The 16,547-nt window shown below is 73.2% G+C and carries 15 protein-coding genes; 6 read left to right on the top strand and 9 right to left on the bottom strand.

The features are described 5' to 3' along the window. The first annotated feature begins 129 nt into the window (after positions 1-129). Positions 130-699: a type 1 glutamine amidotransferase domain-containing protein gene (locus ACFWEE_RS23285; RefSeq protein ID WP_386891765.1), complete on the top strand. Its 570-nt coding sequence runs from the start codon at positions 130-132 to the stop codon at positions 697-699. A 22-nt stretch (positions 700-721) separates the two neighbouring features. Beyond that, positions 722-1,399, top strand: coding sequence for an HAD family hydrolase (locus ACFWEE_RS23280; protein WP_386891764.1), 678 nt, complete (start codon positions 722-724; stop codon positions 1,397-1,399). Positions 1,400-1,484: 85 nt separating this feature from the next. On the opposite strand, the gene ACFWEE_RS23275 is transcribed toward ACFWEE_RS23280, so the two are convergent. The 3 genes from ACFWEE_RS23275 to ACFWEE_RS23265 form a co-directional block, all read right to left on the bottom strand. After that, positions 1,485-2,126 (bottom strand): GNAT family N-acetyltransferase, encoded by a 642-nt coding sequence (locus ACFWEE_RS23275; RefSeq protein WP_386891762.1) that lies wholly within the window; start codon positions 2,124-2,126, stop codon positions 1,485-1,487. 123 nt (positions 2,127-2,249) lie between these two features. Continuing rightward, positions 2,250-2,492: a DUF1049 domain-containing protein gene (locus ACFWEE_RS23270; protein WP_386891760.1), complete on the bottom strand. Its 243-nt coding sequence runs from the start codon at positions 2,490-2,492 to the stop codon at positions 2,250-2,252. A 134-nt stretch (positions 2,493-2,626) separates the two neighbouring features. Beyond that, positions 2,627-4,441 carry a CocE/NonD family hydrolase gene (locus tag ACFWEE_RS23265; protein ID WP_386891758.1) on the bottom strand — a complete coding sequence of 605 codons (1,815 nt, stop codon included), beginning with the start codon at positions 4,439-4,441 and terminating at the stop codon, positions 2,627-2,629. Positions 4,442-4,741: 300 nt separating this feature from the next. Here ACFWEE_RS23265 and ACFWEE_RS23260 point away from each other — a divergent pair, with 300 nt between their 5' ends. Beyond that, the gene (locus ACFWEE_RS23260) at positions 4,742-5,410 is read left to right on the top strand and encodes a Type 1 glutamine amidotransferase-like domain-containing protein (protein ID WP_386891756.1); all 669 of its coding nucleotides are present in this window, start codon (positions 4,742-4,744) and stop codon (positions 5,408-5,410) included. Positions 5,411-5,482: 72 nt separating this feature from the next. Here the strand turns inward: ACFWEE_RS23260 and ACFWEE_RS23255 are convergent, their stop codons facing one another. The 5 genes from ACFWEE_RS23255 to ACFWEE_RS23235 all read right to left on the bottom strand — a co-directional run bounded on the left by ACFWEE_RS23255 (position 5,483) and on the right by ACFWEE_RS23235 (position 11,726). Further along, entirely contained in the window at positions 5,483-6,448 is a 966-nt protein-coding gene (locus tag ACFWEE_RS23255) for an LD-carboxypeptidase (RefSeq protein WP_386891754.1), read from the bottom strand. Further along, positions 6,445-8,484, bottom strand: a complete 2,040-nt coding sequence (locus ACFWEE_RS23250) for a S9 family peptidase (RefSeq protein WP_386891753.1) — start codon at positions 8,482-8,484, stop codon at positions 6,445-6,447. The genes ACFWEE_RS23255 and ACFWEE_RS23250 overlap by 4 nt, the downstream gene beginning before the upstream one ends. A gap of 20 nt (positions 8,485-8,504) precedes the next feature. Continuing rightward, positions 8,505-9,845 (bottom strand): M20/M25/M40 family metallo-hydrolase, encoded by a 1,341-nt coding sequence (locus ACFWEE_RS23245; RefSeq protein ID WP_386891752.1) that lies wholly within the window; start codon positions 9,843-9,845, stop codon positions 8,505-8,507. Then, on the bottom strand, positions 9,838-10,671 hold the full coding sequence (locus ACFWEE_RS23240; RefSeq protein ID WP_386891750.1) for a M55 family metallopeptidase: 834 nt from the start codon (positions 10,669-10,671) through the stop codon (positions 9,838-9,840). Before ACFWEE_RS23240 ends, ACFWEE_RS23245 begins: the two co-directional genes overlap by 8 nt. A gap of 161 nt (positions 10,672-10,832) precedes the next feature. Then, a complete protein-coding gene (locus tag ACFWEE_RS23235; protein WP_386891749.1) occupies positions 10,833-11,726 on the bottom strand; it encodes a metallophosphoesterase family protein in 894 nt (297 codons plus the stop codon). Between the two features lie 527 nt (positions 11,727-12,253). Here ACFWEE_RS23235 and ACFWEE_RS23230 point away from each other — a divergent pair. From ACFWEE_RS23230 to ACFWEE_RS23220, 3 genes are all read left to right on the top strand, one after another. Next, positions 12,254-13,609, top strand: a complete 1,356-nt coding sequence (locus tag ACFWEE_RS23230; RefSeq protein ID WP_386891747.1) for a M64 family metallopeptidase — start codon at positions 12,254-12,256, stop codon at positions 13,607-13,609. Between the two features lie 134 nt (positions 13,610-13,743). After that, the gene (locus ACFWEE_RS23225) at positions 13,744-14,196 is read left to right on the top strand and encodes a VOC family protein (RefSeq protein ID WP_386891746.1); all 453 of its coding nucleotides are present in this window, start codon (positions 13,744-13,746) and stop codon (positions 14,194-14,196) included. 124 nt (positions 14,197-14,320) lie between these two features. Continuing rightward, entirely contained in the window at positions 14,321-15,403 is a 1,083-nt protein-coding gene (locus ACFWEE_RS23220) for a magnesium and cobalt transport protein CorA (protein ID WP_386891744.1), read from the top strand. Positions 15,404-15,411: 8 nt separating this feature from the next. Here ACFWEE_RS23220 and ACFWEE_RS23215 read toward each other — a convergent pair whose 3' ends face one another. After that, a complete protein-coding gene (locus ACFWEE_RS23215; protein ID WP_386891743.1) occupies positions 15,412-16,416 on the bottom strand; it encodes an aldo/keto reductase in 1,005 nt (334 codons plus the stop codon). Between the last annotated feature and the right edge of the window lie 131 nt (positions 16,417-16,547).

Raw genomic sequence — 16,547 nt, 5'->3', positions numbered from 1 at the left:
GAGCGCGAGGCATCCCCGCCGCCACGACGCGGGTACGTGTGGTCCGTGCGAGTCTGGAGAGGCGTACGGGTACGGGCGGAGCCGCTCACCCCGGGCAGCTCCGTGCACACCACACGGAAAGGCACCGACATGGCTGACACCTCCCTCGCTGGGCGACGGGTTCTGGCGATCGTGACCAATGACGGCGTCGAACAGGACGAGCTGGTCGTACCGGTGGGGCAGTTGCGGGACAGCGGCGCGGAGGTGCGGGTGGCGGCCGTCTCCCCGGACGAGATCCGCACACTGGTCGGCGACAAGGACCCGGGCAAGGCGGTGCGGCCGGACCTGACGCTGGCGGACGTCGATCCGACGGCGTACGACCTGCTGCTCGTCCCCGGCGGGACGCTGAACGCGGACGCCCTGCGGCTCCAGGACGAGGCGCTGGAGATCCTCCGGTCGTTCACCCGGACCGGCCGGCCCGTCGCGGCGATCTGTCACGGCCCGTGGCTGCTGGTGGAGGCCGGTGCGGTCGACGGCCGTACGCTGACCTCGTACCCCTCGCTGCGCACGGACATCCGGAACGCGGGCGGGACCTGGGTGGACGAGCCGGTGATCGCCGACACCGCCGGTGACTGGACGCTGATCACCTCCCGCACCCCGGACGACCTCGGCCCCTTCGTGCGCGAGGCGAAGGCGGCACTCGTCGCGGGTACGGGCTGAACGCGTCTCCCTGGGAGCGACCATGACGCACGCCGCGATCTTCGACGTCGACGGAACGCTCGTCGACACGAACCACCTGCACGTGACCGCGTGGTGGGAGGCCTTCCGCCAGGCCGGACACCGCGTCGCCATGCACGACATCCACCGGTCGGTGGGCCTGGGCGGGAGCGACCTGATCGCCGGGCTCCTGGGCGAGGGGCGCCGCGAGGAGGAGGACGCGCGCATCAGCGCCGCGCACACGACGCTGTACGCGACCTTCTTCGACCGGCTGCCGGCCTTCGACCGGGCGGCCGAGCTGCTCCGGGAGATCTCCGGGCGCGGCTGGCAGGTGGTGCTGGCGACCTCGGCGACCGGCGCCGAACTCGGCGCGCTGCGCCGCGCGCTGGACGCCGACGACGTCGTCCGGGCCACCGCGTCCGCCGACGACACGGCCGAGGGCAAACCGGCCCCCGATCCGGTGGAGCACGCGATGGAGCTGGTGGGCGGCGCCCCGGAGACCTCCGTCTTCGTCGGCGACACCGTCTGGGACATGAAGGCCGCCGCCCGGGCGGGGGTCACGGCGGTCGGGGTGCTGAGCGGCGGCATCCCGCGCGAGGACCTGGTGGAGTCGGGGGCCGCCGGGGTGTACAGCGATGTCGCGGACCTGCTGAACCGCCTCGGCCGGAGCCCCTTCGCCGTTCCGGACGCGGGCTCCGGCTGAGGTACGGGCCGAGGCACGGGCCGAGCTGCCGGTTCTCGTTCCCGGGGGACGCTCCCCCGCGCGACGCGCCCCTCGGTCCTGCCCCTCAGCCCTGCTTCTCCGGCAGCATCTCCGAGGTGATCGCCCAGCGCTCGTGATCGCGCCACGCCCCGTCGATGTGGAGGAAGTCCGGCGAGAACCCTTCGAGCCGGAAACCGGCCCGCCGGACCAGCGCGATCGAGGCCGCGTTGCCGGGCTGCACATTGGCCTCCAGCCGGTGCAGTCCCAGCGGGCCGAAGGCGTACCGGAGGACGAGGCCGAGGGCTTCGGACATCAGCCCTCGCCCTGCGGCGTGCGCGAAGGCACCGTATCCGAGGGCCCCGCAGCGGAAGGCTCCGGCGACGATGTTGTTGATGTTGACGAATCCGGCGATCGCACCGTCCGCCGCGCGCTCGCCGACGAGGAAGCCCTCTCGCTCGGGGCTCGCCAGCAGCCTTCCCGCGTAGGCGGCGTACGCCTCCTCCTCGGTGGGCGGGAAGAGCCAGGGGCGGTGCAGGGCACGGCTCTCTCGCGCGCGTCGGGTGAACTCGGCGGCGTCCTCGGGGGTGAAGCGGCGCAGCGAGGTCAGCGGCCCCCGTGGGAGGTCCGTGCCCGGGTGCGCGGCGGACGGGGCCTGCGCGAAGGGCCCTGAACCGGCGGCGGCCGGGGCGTCCGGGGCGCCTGCGGAATGATCGTCCGATGAGTGCATCGGGCCACCGTAGGACGGCCCGGCAGGAAGCTCACCACCGGCCCCGTCCCCGGCCCCGTCCCCGGCCCCGACGCCGCTCATCCCGTCACGCTCGTCCGGTACCGCTCCTGCGCCGTCCGGGCGTCACTTGTTCCGCCGCCGGAACACGTATCCCCCGCAGACCAGCCCGGCGAGGAAGACACCCAGCAGCGCGAGCCAGAGCGGCATGGTGACCGTGGGGATGATGACGCGGATGGTGACGTCCCCGGTGTTCACGCAGATGAAGACGATCGCCAGCACGGCGATGACGGCCACCACGATACGGCCGGGAGTGAGCAGGCCGTTGCCGGCTCCCCTGCCGTCGCTGGACACGTTCTTGGGGCTCATGGGTCCGGCCTTTCCCTGGTCGCCGGAGCAGCCCCGCGCGGGTCGGGCCGAACGCGACCGCCCTCCGGCGACCAGCATGCGCCCGTCGGGCGTCCGGCGGCCGGTGGTGTGCGTCCGTTCGGGTGATGGGCGGCTCAGCCGGCCGGGACCACCGGCAGCTCCAGCAGGCCGGTGTCCTGTGGTGAGGCGGAGACGGTGACGGGTTTGGTCCCCCGGTTGCCGTAGTACGCGGTGTCGCTCCCCGCGATCGCGAAGCGGATCCGGTGACCGGCGGCGAACCGATGGACGATGCCCGGGAGCCGTACGGTGAAGGGCCTGGTCACGTCGGGTACGCGCACCGGGGCGACCAGCCGGTGGACCAGTTCGACGGACCCGTCGGGGGCGACGTCGTACACCTTCGCGAAGAGCACGAGCCGGTCGGCGGCGTCCCCACTGTTCTGGACCCGTTCCGCCTTCGGGGACGACACCCGCAGCCGGGCGCGGGGCGCGCCCACCACGTCGAGGCCGGCGGTGAGCGGGGCGGAGGTCCAGTCGAGGTGGGTACCGGCGGTGTCGTAGGGGGCGATGTCGGGAAGTCCGGTGAGCCCGGACAGCGAGGTCTCCGAATGGCTGCTGGGCAGCGGCCGGTTGGTGTACTCCGCGGTGCCGGTGACCACGTCCGCGCGGCGCTGTGCCAGGGTGCCGTCGCCCGAGAGGTACAGGGTGCGCGAGGGTACGGGCGGCGCGTCGGCGGTGCCGTAACCGCTCGCCCAGTCGCGGTAGTACGCGAAGGCGGGCCCGGTGTCGGCGGCCTGGCGGCGGAGATGGCGGTCGAACCAGGCGAGGACGCGCCGGCCGACGTAACTCGTCTCCAGGTTGCCCTGGGACAGATCGAGTTCGCCGGGGGTGGCGCCTCCCCCGCTGTGCCCCCAGGCCTGCCAGATCATCTTGACGGGGACGCCGCGCGCCCGGAGGGTGTCGTAGGTGTCGGTGGCCTCGTTCAGGTTGAACAGGGTGTCCGCCTGGCCCTGCACCAGGAGGGTGGGCGCCTCGACCCGGTCGAGGTAGGAGACCGGGGAGACGCCGCGCGTGTAGGCGAGCACGGCCTCGGCCTCGGCGGCCGGGTAGCGGCCGGAGTTGAGGAAGCTGATGGTGTCGCAGGCCTCGGGGGTGAAGTGCAGGCAGTCCAGGGTGCCGAAACGTGACGGGTCGAGGCTGGGGGCGAGCAGGGGCTGCCCCTCGCCCATCAGGTAGAAGCCGTTGGTCCACTGCCATTTGAAGGCGCCCGGGGTGCGGGGCGCGGCGGCTCCTCCCCCGGTGCCGCTTCCCCTGACGGCGTTCCCCGCGTCCTCCGTCACGTTGTTGGGCGCGAGCGAGTAGCCGAGGTCGTTCCAGGTGATGAGGGGGACGAGCGCGTCGACGCGGTGGTCGACGGAGGCGGTGGCGAGTTGGACCGCGCCGCCGTACGAGCCCCCGATCATGCCGACGCGCGGGTCGCCCGCCCCGTCGAGCGTGACGAAGTCGGCCCGGGTGCCGTCGTCGGCCGCCCGGGTGCCCGCGAGGAAGTCCACCAGTCCGGAGGCGGCCTTCCCGTCGGCCCCCGGGGCGTCCAGGGTGATCAGGCAGCCGGACCGGCCGAAGCCGAGGCCGGAGTAGACCAGCCCCACGTAGCCCCGGGCGGCGAAGGCGCGGCCGAGGGCGTCGGTGGAGCCGTCCGACTTGCTGCCCGCGAAGCCATTGGTCGCCAGGACCGCCGGAGCCGGGTGCGCGGCGTCGGCTCCGCGCGGCCGGTAGAGGTCGGCGTCGACGGTGCAGTCGTGGCCGCCCGCGCGCACGGTGAACGTGAGCGGAGTGACGGTGTACGGCTCGTCCGCCGCGCGGGCGGGGACGGACAGGACGAGCGGGGCGGTCAGCGCCGCTGCGGCGAGGGCCGCGAACGGTTTCCCGAACCTGGCGACGACACCTGACACCGCGGACCTCCACACCCAGGGCACCGTGATCACCGGCCGACGCCCGAACAGACCACCGAAACGCCGAAACGCACGGGAAAGAGCCAGGTCGTGTGGTGGACGGAGCGTCGTGCGCCCGGCAGGCGGGACTCTCACCACATGACCTGGGCCATCGACCCGCAGGTGACAGAACGTGTTCATGCTGTGACACGGAGCACACCGGTGTCAACGCTCCCGGCGCCAATTCCCCCGGGGGAGTCGCGGGCCGGAACGCGGAATTGCCGTTGCGCGCGCGCCCGTCCGTCGTGGTTCACTCGCGCGATGAATCTTCTGCTGACAGCGAGCGGCCTGCGCAACGAGACGCTGCGGGGCGCCCTGCGGGACATGCTGGGAAAGCCCTTCGGGTCGGCGAACGTCGTGTACGTCCCCACGGCGTCGACCGCCGAGCCCGGGGACCACGGGTGGCTCCTCGCGGACATGAACCGGCTGCACGGCCTCGGCTGGCGCGAGTTCGACGTCCTGGAACTGAACGGCCTGCCCCGGCGGACGGTGCTCGACCGGCTGCTCCACGCCGACGTCATCCACGTCGGCGGCGGCAACCAGTACCACCTCGCGCGCAGCATCACGGCGGGCGGCCTGGCCGACGGGATCCTGGAGGCGCTGGAGAGCAGGGTCTACGTGGGGATGAGCGCCGGATCGATGATCTTCAGCCAGAACCTCACCGCGCACTCCGCCGACGTCATCGGCGACGCCGGGGACCTCCACGCGCTCGGCGCGACGACCGTGGAACCTCCGTTCGGACTCTTCGACTGGTATCTCAAGCCCCACCTGCACTCGCCGGACTTCCCCGAGCGGGACGACGCCTGGGCCGACCGCATCGCCGCGCGGGCCGGCTTCCCGGTCTGGTTCATCGACGACGACACGGCCGTCCGCGTCCGGGACGACACGGTGGACGTCGTCTCCGAAGGCCGGTGGCGCTTCCACCCCTGACCCGACGCGGGGCGGGGAGCGGCCCGCCGAGCCCGCTCCCCGGCCCGCACCCCGGCCGGGCGCGGCGTTCCGTCAGACGAGTGCGGGAACCTCCACCGTGAGGGTCGCCCGGCCGCCGTCCGCGGGGGCGTCGAGCAGGGCGGGGAGTCCGAGCGGGAGGGTGAGCGTGGTCGGGCCGTGGCCGAATCCCAGCTCCTCGACGACGGGCACCCCGAGGCCGCCGAGCCGGTCGGCGAGCACCGCGCGGACCCTGTCGTACGGTCCGCAGTTCTCCCAGGAACCGCAGACCACCCCGGCGACGCCCTCCAGAGCCCCGGAGCGCAGCAGCCGGGTGAGGATGCCGTCGATGCGGTACGGGTCCTCGGTGACGTCCTCGACGAGGAGGAGGCCGCCCCGGGCCGAGGTGCGGGCGCCGGGGGTGCCGAGGTCGGCCGCGAGCAGACTGACGCAGCCGCCGTAGGTGACGCCCCGGGCCCGGCCCGGGACCAGGGAGGCCGCGGTCTCCAGGCCCAGCGTGCGGACCGACTCGGGTGCGAAGAGGGTGGCGCGCAGGGCGTCCTGGGTGGGTGCGTCCTTGAGGAAGGTCTCGGCGCCGACCATGGGGCCGAGCAGGGTGGAGAACCCGGCGCGCAGGGCGAACGCCTCGTGGAGCACGGTGATGTCGCTGTAGCCGACGAACGGCTTGGGACCGGCCGCGCGGATGGCGGTCCAGTCGAGCAGGTCGACCATGCGGTGCGCGCCGTAGCCGCCCCGGGCGCAGAGGACCGCGTCGACGGACGGGTCGCACCAGGCGTCCTGGAGGTCCTGCGCCCGGTGTTCGTCCGTCCCGGCGAGGTAGCGCAGTTCGGGGTGGACGTCGCGGGCGTGCGGGGTGACGAAGGGATCGAGGTCCCAGCCGCGCAGCAGGTCCAGCCCGGCGTCCAGCCGTTCGGCGGGTACGGGCCCGCTGGGCGAGACGACGGCCACCCGGGCGCCGGGCCTCAGCCGGTGGGCCCGGGTGAGCGGTGCGGGGCCCGTACCGGCGGGGGCCGCGCTCACCGCTTCAGCTCCAGGGCCGGGACGTCGACTCCGTCGATGCCGAAGGTCTGTGCGTACAGGGAGAGTTCGGCCTCCAATGCACGGATCAAGGTGGCCTCCAGCCGGAAGCCGTGGCTCTCCCCCGCGAAGGTGAGATAGGAGTGCGGGATGCCGCGGCCCTCGATCGCGGCGAGGAACCGCTCGCACTGCGCGGGCGGGCAGATCACGTCGTCCAGCCCCTGGAGCAGCAGGAACGGGGTGCGGAGCTTGTCCGCGTGGGTCAGGGGCGACCGGTCCCGGTAGCGGTCGGGCACCTCGGCGAGCGGGCCGACCAGGGACTCCAGGTACTGCGACTCGAAGTCGTGGGTCTCGCCGACCGCCCAGCCGGTGAGGTCGAGGATGGGGTAGCTGATGGCCCCGCAGGCGTAGAGGCCGGTGCTGGTGAGGGAGGCGGCGGCGGTCCAGCCTCCGGCGCTGCCGCCCCGGATCGCGAGGCGGGCTCGGTCGGCGGAGCCCTCGGCCGCCAGTGCCTCGGCGACGGCGGCGCAGTCCTCGACGTCCACGACGCCCCACTGTTCGCGGAGCCGTTCGCGGTAGGTGCGCCCGTAACCGGTCGACCCGCCGTAGTTGACCTCCACGACGCCGATGCCCCGCGAGGTGAAGTAGGCGATCTCCAGGTCGAGGGCGAGCGGGACGCGGCTGGTGGGGCCGCCGTGCGCCCAGACGACGTACGGCGGCAGTTCGCCCTCGGGGCCGGTGTGTCCGGGGTTGCGGGGCGGGTACACCAGTGCGTGGATGTCCCGGCCGTCCGGCCCGGAGAAGGTGCGCTCCTGCGGGCGGGGGTAGTACGCCGGGTCGACGGCGTCGGTGTGCGGTGCGCCGATGGTCCGGGTGTGGCCGGTCGAGGTGTCCAGTTCGACGACCTCGTACCCGGTGTACGGACTCGCGGCCACACCGACGACACGGTCGCCCCGCACGGCCAGGGTCTCGGTCCAGGCGGTCCAGGGACCGGCCACGTCGACGAGTTCGCCGGTTTCCGGGTCGAGCACGCCGAGCCGGGTAGTGCCCGTGCCGTGGATGACGGCGATCAGCCCGTTGTCGAGCTGCCGGAACCAGCGCAGGCCGATCTTCCAGAGCGGTCCGCCGAACTCCTCGCCCCGGCCGGGGCAGAGGGTGCTGGTCGGTACGGCCCCGCCCGCGACGGCGTCGGGCCGGATGCGCTGGAGCTGCCACCAGTCGCTGATGTCGGAGACGAAGAGGAGGGAGCCGTCGCGGTCCCATTCGACCTGGCAGACGGACTCGTCCGTGTCGCCGACGAGCGGCCGGACGCCGGTGAAGGTGCCCTCGTCGGTGACCTCGGCGAGCATCACGACCGTGCCGTCCCACGGCATCCGGGGGTGGTCCCAGGCGATCCAGGCGGCCCGGCGTCCGTCGTGCGAGAGCCGGGGTCCGGTGACGAAGCGGTGGCGGTCGTCGGAGAGTTCGCGTACGGCGGCCCGGTCGTCGGCGGCGGAGCCGTCCAGCGGTACGGCGGCCACCACGCGGCGCACGTCCGAGGCGCCCTCGCCGGTGAACTCCTCCAGGACGCACCAGACCTCGCCGCGGTCCGGGTGGATCTGCGGGTCCACCCAGCGCAGTCCGCCGCCGGTGGCCGAGACCGGGGTGAGCGGCCAGGGGGCGTCGGGGCCGTCCGGGGCGTAGGCGTAGAGCCGCTGGTCGAGGAAGTGCACGAAGACGACGAGCGGGCCCCCCGCGTCGCGGGCGATTCCGGCCCAGGGCTGTCCGCCGTACTCGACGACCCGGCTGCGGGCGTTCCAGGGCGCGGGCAGCACCGTGGTGATCCGGCCCTCCGCGCTCCGGCGCACCAGGGCGCGCCGGCCGCCCTCGGCGGGGCGGGGCTCGGTCCACCAGACCTCTTCGCCGACGGTGCCGACGTACTCGGGTCGGCCGTCGTGCGAGGCGGCGAGCGCCGCGTCGACGGGGGTGGGCCAGGTGCCGTACGGGGCCGGGACCGGGGCGGTGGTGGGCCGGGCCGTGGTGGGCTGGGTGGACGCCATGGATGTTTCCCCCGTCGGTGTCAGGCGCTGCGCAGGTAGTGGTCGAGGACGCGGACGCCGTAGTGCAGGGCGTCCACGGGCACGCGTTCGTCGACGCCGTGGAAGAGCGCCTGGTAGTCGAATCCGACCGGCAGCTTGAGCGGTGAGAAGCCGTAGCCGGTGATGCCGAGGCGGGAGAACTGCTTGGCGTCCGAACCGCCCGACATGGAGTACGGGACGGCGTGCGCGCCGGGGTCGAAGAGTTCGACGGCGGCGCGCAGCTTGGCGAAGGTCGGCGAGTCCACGGGCGCGGTCAGCGGCACCTCGCGGTGGATGAACTCCCAGTCGACGCCGGGCCCGGTGAGCAGGTCCATGGTGGTGTGGAACTCGTCCTCGCCGCCCGGGACCACGCGCCCGTCGATGACGGCGGTGGCGTGGCCGGGGATGACGTTGACCTTGTATCCGGCGTCCAGCTGGGTCGGGTTGCTGCTGTTGCGGACGGTCGGCGCGAACAGGGCGGCGGACGGGCCGAGCTTGCCGAGGAGTTCGTCGACGTCGAAGCCGGGGGCGTCGAGGTCGACGGTGAGTCCGTGCAGCGCGGCGGTCTCGGTGAGCCCGGCGCGCACGGTCGGAGTGAGGCGGACGGGCCAGGTGTACTCGCCGATCCGGGTGACGGCGGCGGCCAGCCGGGTCACCGCGTTGTCGCGGTTGACCTTGGAGCCGTGTCCGGCCCTGCCGTGGGCGGTGAGCTTCAGCCAGCCGGTACCGCGCTCGCCCGCGGCGATCGGATAGAGGGAGAGGCCGTCGCCGGCGTGGAAGGTGAAGGCGCCGGACTCGCTGATGCCCTCGGTGCAGCCTTCGAAGAGGTCCGCGTGCCGGTCGGCGAGGAAGCCGGAGCCGTCGGCGGCGCTGGCCTCCTCGTCGGCGGTGTAGGCGATGACGATGTCGCGGCGGGGGCGGACGCCGGCGCGGGCCCAGCCGCGGACGACCGCGAGGATCATCGCGTCCATGTTCTTCATGTCGACGGCGCCGCGGCCCCAGACGACACCGTCGCGCACCTCGCCGGAGAAGGGGTGCACGGTCCAGTCGGCGGCCTCGGCGGGGACGACGTCGAGGTGGCCGTGGACGAGGAGGGCGTCGGCCGACGGGTCGGTGCCCCCGATGCGCGCCACCACGTTGGTCCGGCCCGGGGTGCGCTCCAGCAGGACCGGTTCCAGGCCGGTGTCCGCGAGGCGTTCGGCGACGTACTCGGCGGCCGGGCGTTCCCGGCAGGTGCCGTCGCCGCTGTTGGTGGTGTCGATCCGGATGAGCTCCGAGGTGAACGTCACCGACTCGTCGAGGGCCTGCTGGTCCACGGACGTCGGGGCGGGCGACTCAGCCATACTGTTCCTCCACTGCGGCCGACACGATCGTCGTGACCGCCTTGAACGTGCGGATCCCCTCGTACATCGTCGCGCTGGTGTACGCGACGCGCCGTTCGCCGGTCTGGGCCACGCCGGGGACGACTGTGGCGGCGGAAGCCAGGTGCTCGGCGTCGAACTCCAGCTCCACGGCGTAGGTTCCCCCGGTGACGGGGTCGTACCGGACGGCGAGCGGCGCGGCCTCGGTGGCCGCCGCGCGGATGTCGGCGGCGGTACGGGCGGGGGTGCGGCACACCGCCGCGTAGCGGGAGACGTAGTCCTTGACGGCGACCTTGCGGGCGTCGGGGGCGTACCCCTGCGCGTCCACGCAGGTCAGGTCGTCGCCGGTGACCAGCACGACGGGGACGCCGTACTCGGCGGCGACGTGCGCGTTCAGCAGTCCCTCGCTGGCGCGCACGCCGTTCAGCCAGACGCCGGTGATCGAGTTGGCCAGGTAGGTGTGGGCGAGGACGCCCTCGGTGCCGGCGCCGGTGTGGTAGCCGACGAAGGCGACGGCGTCGACGTCCCCGTGCTGGATTCCCTCGACCATGGAGAGGGTCTTGTGCCGGCCGGTGATCATCTGGACGCGTTCGTCGAGCTGCTCCAGCAGGAGGTTGCGCATGCTCCAGTGGGCTTCGTTGACGAGAACCTCGTCGGCTCCCCCGTCGTAGAAGCCGAGGGCCGCGGCGTTGACGTCCGAGGTGAACATCGGGCGGCAGCGCTCCCACTGGGGAGCGCCCGGCAGGACGTCACCGGGCCAGGTCACACCGGTGGCGCCCTCCATGTCGGCGCTGATGAGGATCTTCATGCGGCCATACGGTACGCGCCCCGGTCCGCGCCGACCACGGCATTGAGGGGAGCGTCACGTGGCGCGCGGGCGGACCCGCGGCGCCGGTGACCGCCGGTCGGTTCCCGGCCGGTCCTTGCCGGCCGGTCCGTTACGGGGCCGGTCCGTTCCCGGCCGGTCCGTTACGGGGCCGCCCGGATCACCGCCGCGTCACCGCCCTCCCCGACGGCCGGGACGGCCACCGGGCGGATGCGCCGGGGCGGCACGGTGCGGGGATGTCCGGGGCGCTTCCACTCGCGCGGGTAGCCGACGGAGACCTCCTCGAAGGGGACCCCGTCGTACACCGTGGACCGGGGAATGTGGAGGTGCCCGTAGACCATCGCGGCGACGGGGAAGCGGCGGTGCCAGTCGGCGGTCCGTTCGGTGCCGCACCACAGGGCGAACTCGGGATACCGCAGGACGTCCATGGGGGTGCGGACGAGCGGGTAGTGGTTGACCAGGACGAGCGGCATGTCCGGGTCGAGCGCGCCGAGCCGCTCCTCGGTCAGGCGCACCCGCGCCTCGCACCAGGCGTGGCGGCTCTCGTACGGGTCCGGGTGGAGCAGGTACTCGTCGGTGCACACCACGCCCGCTTCGTGGGCGGCGGCCAGCGCCTCCTCGCGGCTGAGTCCGGGGTGGGTGCGGAAGGTGTAGTCGTACAGCAGGAAGAGCGGGGCGACGGTCACGGGTCCGCGCGGTCCCTGCCAGACCGGGTAGGGGTCCTCCGGTGTGACGATCCCGAGGCTCCGGCAGAGTTCCACGAGGTGCTCGTAGCGCTCGACGCCGCGCAGCCGCAGGGGGTCCTTCGCAGGCGTCCACAGCTCGTGGTTTCCGGGCGCCCAGACGACTTTGGCGAAGTTCGAGGCGAGGACCCCGAGGGCCCAGGCGATCTCCTCGGACATCTCGCCGACGTCCCCTGCGACCAGGAGCCAGTCCTCCTCCGTCTCCGGCCGGAGACCGGCGACGATCCGGCGATTCTCCTCGTGCGTCACGTGAAGGTCGCTGATGGCCAGGAGGTTGCCCGGAATCTGCGGCAAGTCGCTTCCTCTCGTCGGCCTCCGGGTGCGGAGGCGGGTGCGTGCCGGTGCGGTGCACCGGTGGCCGGGTCCCCGGAGTCCGCCGTTCGGACCGGGCGGTGGTCGCGGGGGCGTGCCGCCTTCGAAGGCTGGCACGTCCGGCCGCCGGACGTAACCCCTGTCTGGCGTGTCGCGGAGTTCGGACGCCGCACGGCCGACGCGGACGGGCGGGGCGACGGGACGACCGGCCCGCACGGGCGACGCGGACGGGCGGGGCGACCGGCCCTGCGCGCCGCACAGGCGGCTCGGGCATCACCCGCGCAACTCCCGACTCATCGTCAACTTCCGCCCCTGGTCTTGCCAGAGCTCGCCCCAGGCCCTAGCTTCATCGCACCGTTAATCACATTTACCCACTGACTTACGCGCCGACGCGCGCGCCACGGCACCCCCCGCACCCCACTCCCGTACGGCGCCTCCCCCCACCACCGCCCGCGCCGACCGGCACCCCCTCGCCGGAACGCGGGCCCGCCCCCCATGAAGGAGATCCCGTGCGCCCACGCATGCGCGAAACCGCGATCGCCGCCGGACTGGCCCTCGCAGCCGCACTGTCCACCGCCACCGGCACGGCCGCGGCGGGCGGCACTCCCGGCGCCGCCCCGCAGCACGGTTCCACCGTCCAGGCCGAGTACTTCCCCGACCCGGCGGGCGAGGGCCAGCGGGTCCAGGTGCCCGCGGTGTCGCCGTACGCGTCGGCGGCTCCGGCCGGTTCCGCGGCGGCGCGCTCCACCGACGCGGCAGCGGTCACGGACGGCGCGGTCACCGTCCTCTCCCAGACCGGCCCGAGCTCCGCCCGCATGGACGTGGCGATCATCGGCGACGGCTACACCGCCGACCAGCAGGCCGACTTCCTCGCCGACGCCCGCGCCCGGTGGGCGGACGTCACCGCCATCGAGCCCTACCGGAGCTACGCGGGCCTGTTCAACGTATGGGCGGTCGGCGCCGTTTCGGCCGAATCGGGCATCTCGGGCGACCCCTCGGCCGGGGTCGTGAAGAACACCGCGCTCGGCTCGTACTTCTGGTGCTCCGGCACCGAGCGGCTCATCTGCGCGGACCTCGCCAAGGTCAAGACGTACGCCGCCAAGGCCCCCGCGGCCGATCTCGTCGTCGTGGTCTCCAACTCGACGAAGTACGGCGGCGCGGGCTACTCGGGGCTCGGCTCCTCCTACGGTTTCGCCGGGGTCTCCACGCTCTCCTCCGACAACAGCCAGTCCAGCCTGATCGCCGCGCACGAGATAGGCCACTCCATCGGCCTGCTCGCCGACGAGTACACGTACGACACCTACGGCACATACACCGGAGCGGAGCCCGTCGAGCCCAACTCCACCGTCCGCACCGCCGCGCAGCTGACGTCGGCCCAGGCCAAGTGGTACCGCTGGCTCGGCGAGACCGACCCCTCGGGCGGCACCGTCGGTACGTACACGGGCAGTTCGTACTATCCGCAGGGCGTCTACCGCCCGACCGCCGACTCCCTGATGCGGTCGCTCTCCACCAACCGGTTCAATCTGCCGGGCCGGGAGGCCATGATCAGCGGCTTCTACCGGTACGCCTCCTCGCTCACCACGGCCGCCACCGCCACCACGGTGAGCCGCGGCCAGACGGTCACCGTGACCGTCGCTTCCCTGGCGGCGGGCCTCTCCCAGCTCGACCTGCGGTGGTACGTCGACGGCACCGAGGCCACCCAGGCGCGCGGCCTGACAGCCGTGGTGCCGCAGCAGCTCGGCGTCACCGCGGACGGGCGGACGCACACCCTCCAGGCACGCGTCACCGACTCCACGGCCGCGCTGCGCGACCCGGCGGCCAAGACCGCCGCGACCGACACGCTGACCTGGTCGGTGGCCCCCTGACGTGCCGCGGGCGGCGCCCGGCGACGGCACCGCCCGCAGCACCGGCCTGAACTCGCACGGCCTGCCCGGCCACCGCACGGCCCGCCGGGCCCGCGCGGGCGGCGCCGACCGCGCGGATGCGGGAGAGTGGAGGCATGGCACTGCACTGGAAGCTCGTCATCGACAGCAGGAACGCGCCGGTTCTCGCCGACTTCTGGGCCGCCGCGCTGGGCTACGAGGTGGAGGACCCCAGCCCGCTCGTCACGCGCCTGCTGGCCGCCGGACAGCTCGGCGAGGAGGCCGTCACCGAGCACGACGGCCGCAAGACCTTCCGCGGCTACGCCGCGATCCGCCACCCCGACGACCCGTACGACGAGACCAGCGGCGTGGGCGCCGGGCGGCGGCTGCTCTTCCAGGACGTTCCCGAGGAGAAGTCCGGCAAGAACCGCCTGCACGTCGACATCCACAGCGAACCCGGCGGCCTCGACCGGCTGGTCGACCGGCTGAAGGGCCTCGGCGCCACCCCGGTCCGCGAGGTCGACCGGGGCCCGGCCGGACACTGGTGGATCATGCACGATCCGGAGGGCAACGAATTCTGCGCGGCGTAGGCCCTGACCGGCCTTGCCCCACGGGCACTCCTTCCTCCCCCGGCCCCCGGCCGGCCTGGGAAAACGCACCGGTCAAGTGGCAAACTGGCCGCGCGTATTCCATGCCGAGGGGGCCCTTGTGCCGATGATCCGTTCCATCCGTCGGGCGATGAGCCGTGCGCTCCACCGCAAGGTCGATCTGAGCCATCCGGCCCGTTCCCCGCTCGGCAGTTCGGTGGTGAACTGCGTCTCGTACGAGGACGGTGTCCGGCAGCCCCTGACCGGTTCGCCGGAGGAGGCCCTGCGCCGGGTCCGCCGCACCGGGCGCGGCTTCGTCTGGCTCGGCCTCCACGAGCCGGGACCGGAGGAACTCGCGGGCGTGGCCTCGCTGTTCGACCTCCATCCGGTGGCGGTGGAGAGCGCACTGCGCGGGCACCAGCACCCCAAGGCGGAGCCGTACGGGAAGGGGCTGTTCGCGGTCTTCCGGACGTGCGGCTACGTCGACCACGAGCAGTTCACCGCCACCAGCGACGTGGTGGACACCGGTGAGCTGATGGTGTTCACCGGGGACGACTTCGTGATCACGGTGCGGCACGGCCGGCACGGTTCGCTCGGTCCCCTGCGCGAAGCCCTGGAGGCCGACCCGGACCGGCTGCGGCAGGGGCCGGCCGCCGTGCTGCACGCCGTGGCGGACCGGATGGTCGACGCGTACCTGGACGTCGCCGACGCCGTGCAGCACGACATCGACGCGGTGGAGACCGCCGTGTTCAGCGTGGACGCCGGGCGCGGCGAGGCGGGCCGGATCTACCAGCTGAAGCGCGAACTGCTGGAGTTCAAGCGGGCGGTCGCCCCGCTCGACCGCCCGTTGCAGGCGCTCGCGACCCGCCCACTGCCGACGGTACCGCCGGAGATGCAGCCGTACTTCCGTGACGTCGCGGGGCATCTGACCCGGCTGAACGAGCAGATGGCGTCCTTCGACTCGCTGCTCGACTCGGTGCTCCAGGCCCATCTCGCCCAGGTGACCGTCGGGCAGAACGAGGACATGCGCAAGATCACGGCGTGGGCCGCGATAGTCGCCGTGCCGACGATGGTGTGCGGGATGTACGGCATGAACTTCTCGCACATGCCGGAGCTCCGGTGGACTTACGGATACCCGTTCGCACTGGGGCTGATGGCCCTGGCGTGCTTCGCGATCCACCGGGGCTTCCGGCGCAACGGCTGGCTCTGACCCGGGGGTTACTTCCCCGCGTCGGCACCCGTCAGGATGGACTCGATGAGGGCGAGCTCGTCCGCGTCGAAGTCCAGGTTCCGGCTGGCCTCCACGCTGTTCTCCAGCTGGGCGACGCTGCTGGCACCCACCAGCGCCGAGGTGACGCGCCCGCCGCGCAGCACCCAGGAGAGCGCCAGCTGGGCCAGCGACTGGCCCCGCTCCTTGGCCACCGCGTCGAGCGCGCGCAGCTTCTCGACCAGCTTCGGGGTGACGGCGTCCGGCGTCAGGAACGGGCTGGAGCCCGCCGCCCGGGAGCCCTCCGGGATGCCGTCGAGGTAACGGTCGGACAGCATGCCCTGGGCGAGCGGCGAGTACGCGATGGAGCCGGCGCCGACCTCGTCCAGGGTGTCCAGGAGGCCGTCCTCCACCCAGCGGTCCAGCATCGAGTAGCGCGGCTGGTGGATGAGGAGCGGGGTGCCCAGGTCCTTGAGGATGGCGGCGGCCTCGCGGGTCTGCTCCGGCGAGTAGTTGGAGATGCCGGCGTAGAGCGCCCGGCCGGAGCGGACGGCGGTGTCGAGCGCTCCCATCGTCTCCTCCATCGGGGTGTCCGGGTCGGGCCGGTGGGAGTAGAAGATGTCGACGTACTCCAGGCCGAGGCGCCCGAGGCTCTGGTCGAGCGAGGAGAGCAGGTACTTGCGGGAGCCCCACTCCCCGTACGGCCCCGGGCCCATCAGGTAGCCGGCCTTGGTGGAGATGACCAGCTCGTCGCGGAGCCCCACGAAGTCGGTGGCCAGCGAGCGGCCGAGGGCGGTCTCGGCGGAGCCGGGCGGCGGGCCGTAGTTGTTGGCCAGGTCGAAGTGGGTGACGCCGAGGTCGAACGCCCGGCGCAGGATGGCGGCCTGGGTGTCCGGCGTCCGGTCGCCACCGAAGTTGTGCCACAGGCCGAGGGAGAGGGCGGGCAGCAGCAGGCCGCTGCGTCCGGTGCGCCGGTACGGCATGGCGGAGTAGCGGTCGGCGGACGGAAGGTACATACGAAAGGCTCCGCGAGGTCGGTTCTCGGACGAGGCACTCCGGTCCGGGGTGCCAGGGGGCTCCCTCCGCGGCGGGTGTCCGCGCGGGAGGTCCGCCTCCCAGGCTGACGGAGAAAGATCCAGCAGTCCAA

The sequence above is a fragment of the Streptomyces sp. NPDC060184 genome, from assembly GCF_042728795.1.
GTDB lineage: Bacteria > Actinomycetota > Actinomycetes > Streptomycetales > Streptomycetaceae > Streptomyces.
Note: the sequence above shows the minus strand (reverse complement) of the source record. Positions and strands in the feature narration are given on the sequence as shown.